9 protein-coding genes and 1 tRNA gene are annotated in these 9,515 nt (G+C 71.7%); 4 read left to right on the forward strand and 6 right to left on the reverse strand.

Going from position 1 to position 9,515, the window contains the following annotated elements; genetic code table 11:
• Positions 1 to 148: 148 nt before the first annotated feature.
• From rsgA to QH283_RS25260, 5 genes are all read right to left on the reverse strand, one after another.
• Entirely contained in the window at positions 149 to 1,195 is a 1,047-nt protein-coding gene (gene rsgA, locus QH283_RS25240; protein ID WP_280505427.1) for a ribosome small subunit-dependent GTPase A, read from the reverse strand.
• 279 nt (positions 1,196 to 1,474) lie between these two features.
• On the reverse strand, positions 1,475 to 2,389 hold the full coding sequence (gene glfT1, locus QH283_RS25245) for a galactofuranosyltransferase GlfT1 (RefSeq protein ID WP_280505434.1): 915 nt from the start codon (positions 2,387 to 2,389) through the stop codon (positions 1,475 to 1,477).
• 251 nt (positions 2,390 to 2,640) lie between these two features.
• Entirely contained in the window at positions 2,641 to 3,498 is an 858-nt protein-coding gene (gene wzt, locus QH283_RS25250; protein WP_280505428.1) for a galactan export ABC transporter ATP-binding subunit Wzt/RfbE, read from the reverse strand.
• A 9-nt stretch (positions 3,499 to 3,507) separates the two neighbouring features.
• Positions 3,508 to 4,341, reverse strand: coding sequence for a galactan export ABC transporter permease subunit Wzm/RfbD (gene wzm / locus QH283_RS25255; RefSeq protein WP_432420778.1), 834 nt, complete (start codon positions 4,339 to 4,341; stop codon positions 3,508 to 3,510).
• A 235-nt stretch (positions 4,342 to 4,576) separates the two neighbouring features.
• The gene (locus tag QH283_RS25260) at positions 4,577 to 5,185 is read right to left on the reverse strand and encodes a bacterial proteasome activator family protein (protein WP_280505429.1); all 609 of its coding nucleotides are present in this window, start codon (positions 5,183 to 5,185) and stop codon (positions 4,577 to 4,579) included.
• Between the two features lie 117 nt (positions 5,186 to 5,302).
• Between QH283_RS25260 and QH283_RS25265 the strand changes: the two genes are divergently transcribed.
• On the forward strand, positions 5,303 to 6,505 hold the full coding sequence (locus QH283_RS25265; RefSeq protein WP_280505430.1) for a cysteine desulfurase-like protein: 1,203 nt from the start codon (positions 5,303 to 5,305) through the stop codon (positions 6,503 to 6,505).
• Positions 6,506 to 6,554: 49 nt separating this feature from the next.
• Here QH283_RS25265 and QH283_RS25270 read toward each other — a convergent pair whose 3' ends face one another.
• Positions 6,555 to 7,547, reverse strand: a complete 993-nt coding sequence (locus QH283_RS25270; RefSeq protein ID WP_280505431.1) for an NAD(P)H-quinone oxidoreductase — start codon at positions 7,545 to 7,547, stop codon at positions 6,555 to 6,557.
• A gap of 202 nt (positions 7,548 to 7,749) precedes the next feature.
• Between QH283_RS25270 and QH283_RS25275 the strand changes: the two genes are divergently transcribed.
• From QH283_RS25275 to QH283_RS25285, 3 genes are all read left to right on the forward strand, one after another.
• Positions 7,750 to 8,925, forward strand: coding sequence for an alpha-hydroxy-acid oxidizing protein (locus tag QH283_RS25275; protein WP_280505432.1), 1,176 nt, complete (start codon positions 7,750 to 7,752; stop codon positions 8,923 to 8,925).
• 65 nt (positions 8,926 to 8,990) lie between these two features.
• Positions 8,991 to 9,075, forward strand: a tRNA-Ser gene (locus QH283_RS25280).
• Between the two features lie 145 nt (positions 9,076 to 9,220).
• On the forward strand, positions 9,221 to 9,515 hold a 295-nt coding region (locus QH283_RS25285; RefSeq protein ID WP_280505433.1), incomplete at its 3' end, for a hypothetical protein.

Consider the following 9,515-nt stretch of genomic DNA (forward strand, 5'->3'; position numbering starts at 1 on the left):
CCGCCCGCGCTCCGCGGCGGGGGGCGCAACCCCCCCCCCCCCCCGACCCCCCCTAACCCCCCCCCCCCAAAAAAACCCACCCCGTCCAAACCCCGCCCGCCAAACCGGCCCCCGTAACACCCCGGCCCCCTCTCCGCCCGCGCGCGGACTACCGGCGGTTGCCGCGCTCCCGGTAACGCTGCCGGTGCTGCTTGGCGACATCGCGCCACGCCCGCTCGCGCTCGGCGGCCAGCCGCTTGTCGGTCCGCGCGGCCATCCAGGCGTTCTCCCTGGCCAGCTTGCGGTAGCTGGTCAGCCTGCGTTCGGTGACGGCCCCCTGTGCGATGGCCTCGCGCACCGCGCAGCCCGGCTCGGACTCGTGCGCGCAATCGGTGAACCGGCAGTTCGCCGCCAGCTCCTCGACGTCGCTGAAGGTGCGCTCGACGCCCTCCGACGCCGCCCACAGTCCGACACCGCGCAGGCCGGGGGTGTCGATGAGCGTGCCGCCGCCGGGCAGCGGGCGCAGCTCCCGGTGCACGGTGGTGTGCCTGCCCTTACGGTCACCGGCGCGGACCGCGGTGGTGGCGAACACCTCCGCGCCGAGCAGGGCATTGGCCAGGGTGGATTTGCCCGCGCCGGACGGCCCGAGCAGGGCGACGGTCCCATCGAGCACCGCGCGCAGCACGTCGAGGCCGTAGCCGGTCGTCGCGCTGATCGTCAGCACCGTGGCGCCCGGCGCGGTCGCGCGCACCTCGTCGAGTGGAACATCGTGCACCGCATCGGCTTTGGTGAGCACGACGACCGGCTGCGCGCCGCTCTCCCACACCAGGGCGAGCATGCGCTCGATCCGGCCGAGGTCGACATCGCCGTCGGCGGCGGTGCAGATCAGCACGGTGTCGACATTGGCCGCGAGCACCTGACCGGTGGAGCGACCCGACGCCGACGAGCGCACGATGGCGGTGTGGCGGGACAGCAGCGCGCTGACCGAGCCGCCGGCGTCCAGGCTCACCCAGTCGCCCGTGCACAGCCCGCTGAGCGGGGAATCCGGGCGCGGGCAGCGGGCGCGGGCCCGGCCCGCCGGGGTCACGACATCGCATTCGCTGCGGTCCATGCGCAGCACGCGCGCGGGCACACGGCCCTCGTCCAGATGTGCCGCGTACCGCGCGGCCACGGTCTCGGTCCAGCCGTAGGGAACGAGCAGGTCGTAGTCGACCACTTCGGGAATCCTTCGTCGGGCCGAACCCGACGGCGGGCTCGGCTAGGAGAACGCGCCTGCCCGCCGGGCGGCGGGAAGCACGGGGGAGGGGAACGGCGCGGCCGGGGCCGCGGCCCTGCGCACGGCGGCTCGTGCTTGCGTCATGCGTTCCACCTCCTCGTCTCTCTCGTTCCGATACCGACCCGGACACTCTCGCACGCCGCGAGCGCACCGGGCAAAGGATTTTCCAGCTGCTGTTTTCCGGCTTCCCCGGAGCGAAGGAGGGTCGGGAAGCGACCGCTACTGTTCCGGCTTGCCGAACTGCTCGTGGCGGCCCAGCGAGCGCAGGTGGAACCACTCGCGCAGGCCCGCCGGGTCGCGGCGGGTCACCAGGAAGAACCAGGAGAAGCGGATCCACTCCTGCGGCAACAGCTTGCGCATGCCCGGCTGGGACATCAGGTAGCCCCGGTTGCGGTAGGTGAAGTAGCGCTTGACCGGGTCGTCCGGGTACTGGGTGTGCATGCGCCCGCCCAGGATCGGCTTGAACTCGGCCGCGCCGTTGGGGTGCAGGTAGGCGGTCTGCAGGCAGGTGCCGAAGGGCAGGCCGGAGCGGACCAGCCGCCGGTGCACCTCCACCTCGTCACCGCGCACGAACAGCCGCAGGTCCGGCACGCCGATCACGTCGACGGCCTTGGCCGAGATCAGCGCGCCGTTGAACAGCGAGGCGATGCCGGGCAGGAAGTCGTCGTCGCCCAGCTCCGAGCGCAGCCGCCGCCACACCACGCCGCGGCGCAGCGGGAACGCCAGCCGGTCCGGCTCGTCGATGTCGCACACCACCGGCGACACCTCGACCAGGCCGTGCCTGCCCGCGCAGTCCAGCAGGGTGGCCAGCACGTCGGGCCCGTCCGGGCGGCCGTCGTCGTCGGCGAGCCACACCCAGTCCGCACCGAGTGTCAGCGCGTGCAGCATGCCGAGCGCGAAACCGCCCGCGCCGCCGAGATTGTGGGCCGACCCCAGGTAGGTGGTCGCCACCGGCTGCTGCTCGACCAGCTCGGCCACCTCGGGCTCGTTGCCGTTGTCCACCACGATCAGGTGGTCCACCGGCCTGCTCTGCGAGGTCAGCACCTTCAGCGATTCCGCCAGCAGCTCACGGCGCTTGTGGGTGACCACGATGGCCACGATGCGCGCGTCCGGGCCGGTGCCTGCCTCGGGCAGATACGACTTCGCGTCGCCGCCGACCGGGGTGCCGCCGAAGCCGTCGAACGAGGACGGCACATCCGGCTTCGCGTCGGCACGGTCCCTCGCGGGCTCGGCACGGTCCGCCTCCACGGGCTCGGCACGGTCCGCCGCGACGGCGCCGGCCGGTGAGCCGTTCGCCTCGGCAGCCGAATCGCCGAGCGGTTCCCTCCCGGACGCGTCGCCGGAGCCGGGCTCCGGGGTGGGGCGAGCTTCCGGGGGCTGACCGCTCATGCCGGGTTGTTCTCCAGTTCTTTCTCACTCTCGGCCGCGGAGTCCTTCGCGCGGCCCGCCCGCTCGGCTTCCATCTCGCGCAGCACGGTGGCCACATGATTACCCGCCTCGGGGCCTTCGTAGGCGCGCACCACGTCCTCGATGCCGCCGCGCTCGCGGATCTGGCCGTGGTCGATCCACAGCGCCGAATCGCAGAGCTGGGCGAGGAATTCGTTGGAGTGGCTCGCGAACACCAGGATGCCAGAGCGGGCGACCAGCTCCTGCAACCGCAGCCTGGCCTTCTTCATGAACTCCGCGTCGACTGCGCCGATGCCCTCGTCCAGCAACAGGATCTCCGGGTCGATGGAGGTCACCACGCCCATCGCCAGGCGCACCCGCATGCCGGTGGAGTAGGTGCGCAGCGGCATGTGCAGGTATTCGCCGAGTTCGGTGAAATCGGCGATCTCGTCGATCTTGGCCAGCATCTGCTTGCGGGTCTGCCCGAGGAACAGCCCGCGGATGATGATGTTCTCGTAGCCGGAGATCTCCGGGTCCATGCCGACGCCGAGGTCGAACACCGGGGCCACCCGGCCGCGGATGCGCGCGCTGCCCCTCGACGGCTCGTAGATGCCCGACAGCAGCCGCAGCAGCGTGGACTTGCCCGCGCCGTTGTGCCCGACCAGACCGACCCGGTCGCCCTCGCGCAGGCGCAGGGTGATGTCGCGCAGCGCCTCGACCACCACCACATCGGACTGGTTGCGCCCGATGGCGCCGCCCGCCTTGCCGAGGAACGCCTTCTTCAGCGATCGCGACTTGGCGTCGAAGATCGGGAACTCCACCCACGCGTGGTGGGTATCGATACTCACACTGCTCATGTGCGGCTCCTATACCCAGTAGGGCACGCGGGCCCGGTACTGCTTCATGGCCAATACCGCGCCGATCCAGCCGATCACCGTGATCGTGCCGACGATCACCCAGTGCCGCAGCTCCTGCGGTTCGCCCAGCAGGGGAGCGCGCACGATCTCGAGGTAGTGGAAGGTCGGGATGATCTCGACCAGCCGCGCCCGGTCGCTCGCGCCGCCGATCTGGTCCTCCAGCGTCTTGGTGGTCCACATGACCGGCGTCAGCACGAACAGCATCAGCGTCATCGAGCCGAGGATCGGGGCGATGTCGCGGTAGCGGGTGGCGAAGATGCCGAACAGCATCGACACCCACATCGAGTTCAGGAAGATCAAGCCGATCGCCGGTATCGCCAGCAGACTCGACCAGCTCAGGTTCTCCCACACCCCGAAGCCCACCAGCAGCAGCGCGTAGATCACCAGGTTGTGGGCGAAGAACAGCAGCTGCCGCCAGACCAGCCGGTAGATGTGCACGCTCAGCGCCGAGGGCAGCTGCTTGATCAGGCCCTCGTTGGCGATGAACACGTCCGAGCCCTCGAGGATGCTGGCCGAGATGACGTTCCAGATGATCAGGCCGACGGTCACGTAGGGCAGGTACTCGCGCAGCGGCTGCCCGAGCAGCGTCGCGTAGAGGACGCCCATGGCGGTGGCCTGCACACCGGTGGCGATGGTGATCCAGAACGGGCCGAGCACCGAGCGGCGGTAGCGCTGCTTGATGTCCTGCCAGCCCAGCGACAGCCACAGCTCGCGCTGGCGGAAGCCGTCGCGCATGTCCCGGAAGGCGCGCCGGAAGGTCTGCGAATCGGACACGAAAGCCACCGAGCCGTCCTCGGCGTCGCGCTCCGCGGTGACCTGCGCGGTCTCGGGGCGCGACCGGGTCGCCTCGGCGTCGGCCGGGTTCTTCTCGGTGGAGGTCACCGAGCTCTGTTCATCAGGCACCGCACTCGTTTCGGAGTCGGGGCGAGCGGCAGCGGCGGGCACGGTGCACGACACTACCCGCTGACCACGCGCCCGCGGGCGGGATGGTCGCGCCCGCCGGGTTCGCTCGCCGGGTTCACAGGTACTGGCCGGAGCCTCCGGTCGCGTGGTCGCCGCGGCCGTGGCGCGGGTCGACGGTCTGCAGGCCGGGCGGCAGCGCGCCTTGGCGCATCTGCTCCAGCTGGGCGCGGGCGGCCATCTGCTGGGCGAACAGCGCGGTCTGGATGCCGTGGAACAGGCCCTCCAGCCAACCGACCAGCTGGGCCTGCGCGATGCGCAACTCGGCGTCGGTCGGCACCGCCTCCTCGGTGAACGGCAGGGTCAGCCGTTCCAGCTCGTCCCGCAGCTCCGGCGCCAGCCCCTGCTCGAGCTCGCGCACCGAGGAACGGTGGATCTCCTTGAGCCTGGTGCGGCTGGCGTCGTCGAGCGGAGCGGCCCGCACCTCCTCGAGCAGCTGCTTGATCATGGTGCCGATGCGCATGACCTTGGCCGGCTGCTCGACCATGTCGGTCAGCGACTCGCCCTGCTCGGCGCGCTCGTCGGAGCCCTCGCCGCCCTGTTCGCCTGCCACCGGGACGCCGTGCGCGTCGCCGGCGCGATCGACCTCCCCGGCCGGAAGCACCAGCGGCCTCCCGTCGGGACCGACCACGACGATGGAATCGGGTGTCTCGTCCGCATGCGTCATGACCCCTATCATGTCGCTTTGTCGCCGGACGCGCTAAACCGCCGGCGTGCGGAACCGGAAGCCGGGCGTTCGCCGGGTCCGTACCGAGCCGCGTGGACGCCGATTAGAGTGGCCGATATGACTTACGACGTCGCGAGGGTTCGGGGCCTTATTCCGTCCCTGGGCGACGGCTGGATTCATCTCGATCCGCAAGCCGGCATGCTTGTTCCTGATTCGGTATCTCGTGCCGTCTCAACGGGTTTCCGAACGACGTCGTTCTCCCATGTCGGACGCCACGGGGCGGCGCGGCGCAGCGCGGCTGTGCTCGACGCCGCCCGCGAGGCGGTCGCCGACCTGGTCGGGGGCGACCCGGCGGGTGTGGTGCTCGGCCCGGATCGAGCGGTGCTGCTGGCCTGGCTCGCGGAATCGCTGAGCTCGCGCCTTGGACTCGGCACCGGGATCGTGCTGTCGCGCTTGGACGACGAGGCGAATGTCGCGCCGTGGCTGCGCATCGCCAACCGCTACGGCGCCCATGTGCGCTGGGCGGAGGTCGAGATCGAGACCTGTGAGATGCCGTCATGGCAGTTCGAGGAGCTGATCGGGCCGACAGCCCGGCTGGTCGCGCTCACCGCGGCCTCGCCGATCGTCGGCTCGGCGCCCGCGGTGCGGGTGGCCGCCGATCGGGTGCACGAGGTGGGCGGCCTGCTGGTCGCCGACTGCTTCGGCGCCGCGCCGTACGCGCTGATCGACATCGAGGAGCTCAACGCCGACGTGGTCGCGCTCAGCGCCCCGGCCTGGGGCGGCCCGCAGATCGGCGCGCTGGTGTTCCGCGATCCGGCCTTCCTCGACCGCATCCCCTCGATGTCGCTCAACCCCTACGCCAAGGGCGCCGAGCGGCTGGAGGTCGGCGGGCACCAGTACGGCCTGCTGGCGGGCCTGACCACTTCGATCGACTTCCTGGCCGGGCTCGACGAGCGCGCCACCGGCTCTCGCCGCGAGCGCCTGGAGATCTCCATCACCTCGCTGCAGGACTACCACGATTCGCTGTTCGAGCACCTGATGGACACGTTGGAGAAGATCGACGACCTGACCATCATCGGCCGCGCCTCCACCCGCGTCCCCACCGTCAGCTTCACGGTGGCCGGGATGCAGGCGGAGAAGGTCGCCGCCAAGCTGGCCGACGCCCGCATCGGCACGCTCAGCGGCGTGCACGGCGGCAGCAGGCTGCTCGACGCGCTCGGCGTGAACGACGAGGGCGGCGCGGTCACGGTCGGCCTGGCGCCCTACACCACCAGGTTCGAAATCGACCAGCTCGGCCGCGCGCTCAGCTCGCTGGAGTAAGCGCCCGGCCGGGCGCCCGAGCCGAGGGGCCGGTCACTGCCCGGCCCGTTCACTCCTCGCGCACCCGCAGCACGACCTTGCCGACGACCGCCGAGGAGTCGAGCAGCTCGTGGGCCTGGGCCGCCTCGGCGATGTCGACCTCGGCGTGCACGACCGGCACCACCGAGCCGTCCTCGACCAGCGGCCACAGCTCGGCGCGCACCGCGGCGATGATCTCGGCCTTGCTGCCGGTGCCGGTCGCGGGCCGGTTGCGCACATTCGTGGCGTGCACGCTGCCCCACTTGCCCAGCAGCGCACCGACGTTCAGCTCGCCCTTCACCCCGCCCTGCATGCCGATGATCACCAGCCTGCCGTGCGGCGCCAACGCGGCCACATTGCGGGGGAGGTAGGACGCGCCCATGTTGTCCAGGATCACGTCGGCCCCTCGGCCGTTGTGCTCGCGCAGCACCTCGACGAAGTCCTGTTCGTGGTAGTCGACGAGCACGTCCGCGCCCAGCTCCCGGCAGCGCCGCAGCTTCTCGGCCGAGCCCGCCGTCACCGCCACCCGTGCGCCGCGCCGCTTGGCCACCTGGATGGCGTGGGTGCCGATGCCGCCGCCTCCGCCGTGGATCAGCACCGTTTCCCCGGCGCGCAGGCCCGCGGTCATCACGAGGTTGGACCACACCGTGGCCGCCACCTCCGGCAACCCGGCCGCCGCGCCCAGATCCATGCCCGCGGGCACCGGCAGCAACTGGGTGGCGGGGACGGTGACCCGCTCGGCGTAGCCGCCGCCGGACAGCAGCGCGCACACCCGGTCGCCCACCCGCCAGTCGCGCACGCCCTCCCCGAGTTCGGCGATCACGCCTGCGCACTCCAGGCCCGGCACCTCGCTCGCGCCGGGCGGCGGCGGATATTTGCCCTGCCGTTGCAGCAGGTCGGCGCGGTTCACCCCGGCGGCGACCACGTCGATCAGCACCTCCCCGTGCCCCGGCGCCGGGTCGGGCGCCTCGCCCCACACCAGTACATCCGGCCCACCGAATCCGTTCAGCTCGATCGCACGCATGCCGTCCATACTGCTCCGCCGCGACGGCCCGCGGCGGTTTCCCCCGGCGTGCCGGGAGCCGTTGTGGGATTTGCCTCGAGGAGGAACGACACGCCGATGCGGTCCCGTCGCGCCGCCGTCACGCGTCCGTGTGTCCGCGTGACGGCGGCGATTTGCCCGATCCGCCGCGCGCGACCGGCCTGCTCGCACTACGGTTCCAGCCGTGAGCAGCTTCATCGACTTCCAGAACGAGATCTACCTGCGCGGGCTGGGCGGTGAGCTGCCCGAACTACCGATGACGGCAGCAGGTCTGGAGCGGCGCGCCGGCGAGGTGCTCGACCCAGCCGCCTACGCCTATGTCGCGGGCAGCGCCTCCGCGGGCCGCACCGCCGCGGCCAATCTCGCCGCCTTCGACAAGCACCGCATCGTGCCCCGCATGCTGCGCGGCAGCACGGGCCCCGGCGCGCGAGAGCTGTCGGTGGAGGTGCTCGGCACCCAGCTGGCCGCCCCGGTGCTGACCGCCCCCATCGGCGTGCTCGAGCTGGTGCACGAGCGCGGCGAGGTGCTCGTCGCCGAGGCCACCAGGGAACTTGGCATCGGCACGGTGCTGTCCACCGCCGCCTCCAGCACCATCGAGGAGGTCGGCGCCGCCGCGGGCGAATGGTGGTATCAGCTGTACTGGCCCGCCGACGACGAGCTGGCCCGGTCCTTCGTCGAACGCGCCGAGCGCGCGGGCGCGAAGGCCCTCGTCGTCACCGTCGACACCCCCTCGCTCGGCTGGCGTCCGCAGGACCTGGAGCTGGCCCACCTGCCCTTCCTCGCGGGCAAGGGCATCGCCAACTACCTGTCCGACCCGGTTTTCCGCGCCAAGCTGCCCGCGCCCCCCGAGGAGTCCGAGGAGGCGATGCGGATCGCCATCCTCACCTGGGTCGGCCTGTTCGGCAACCACGGCCTTCGCCCGGCCGACATCACCCGCCTGCGCGACTGGACCGACCTGCCCATCGCGGTCAAGGGCATCCTGCACCCCGACGACGCCCGGTTGGTGGTCGACGCGGGCGCCGACGGCGTGATCGTCAGCAACCAGGGCGGCCGCCTGGTGGAGGGTGCCATCGCGGCGGTCGCGGCCCGGCCCGGGGTCGGCGGGCCCGTCGGCTACCGCGCCGACGTGCTGTTCGACTCCGGCGTGCGCACCGGCTCCGATGTGCTGGTCGCGCTGGCCCTCGGCGCGAAGGCCGTCCTCTACGGCCGCCCCTACGCCTATGGTCTCGCCCTGGCGGGCCGCGAGGGCGTCCGGCACGCTCTGCGCCTGCTGCTCGCCGATCTCGATTCCGCCCTCGGGCTGGCGGGCCGGTCGAGCGTGGCGGGCCTCGACCGCTCGGTGCTCACCCCGCCGCGCTGACGGCCGGGCGGGTTCGACGACACCACGACCGCCCCCCACCCCGACCGGGTTAAGATCGCAGCACTGGAGACGTGGCAGAGCGGCCGAATGCACTCGCCTTGAAAGCGAGCGTCGCGAGAGCGACCGGGGGTTCAAATCCCTCCGTCTCCGCGCGGGTGGACGCCTCTGACCGGATGCCGGTCAGAGGCGCATTCCCGCTCCCGACGCATTCGGCACCGCCCGCCGGCACGAGTGAAAGCTGTCCGCCCTGGGGCGATTCCGGCTCCGATGCGCACGAGAGAAGAGGGGGAGTGTCGTGAGCGATGTGTTCGCAGCGATATCCGGGGAATTGTCCGCACACGCCGACCAGGTGGCAGGCTTCGCCGACCGGCTGGCGACCATCACCGAGGCGGCCGCGGCGGCCACCGAATCCGAGGATCTGACCTTCGCGTTCGGCGTGCTCGGCAATCCCATCGGCTGGTTGCTGAAATCGCAGATCCAGGAGCCGGCCGTCGGCCAGATCGGCCAGATCGCCGAGGGCACTAAGATTCTCGGCGAGCGCGTGGCGCTGTGCGCGCAGATCTTCGCCGCGCTCGACGAGGCCGCCGCCA

It is taken from the genome of Nocardia farcinica (assembly GCF_029867845.1).
GTDB classification, from domain to species: Bacteria; Actinomycetota; Actinomycetes; order Mycobacteriales; family Mycobacteriaceae; genus Nocardia; species Nocardia farcinica_A.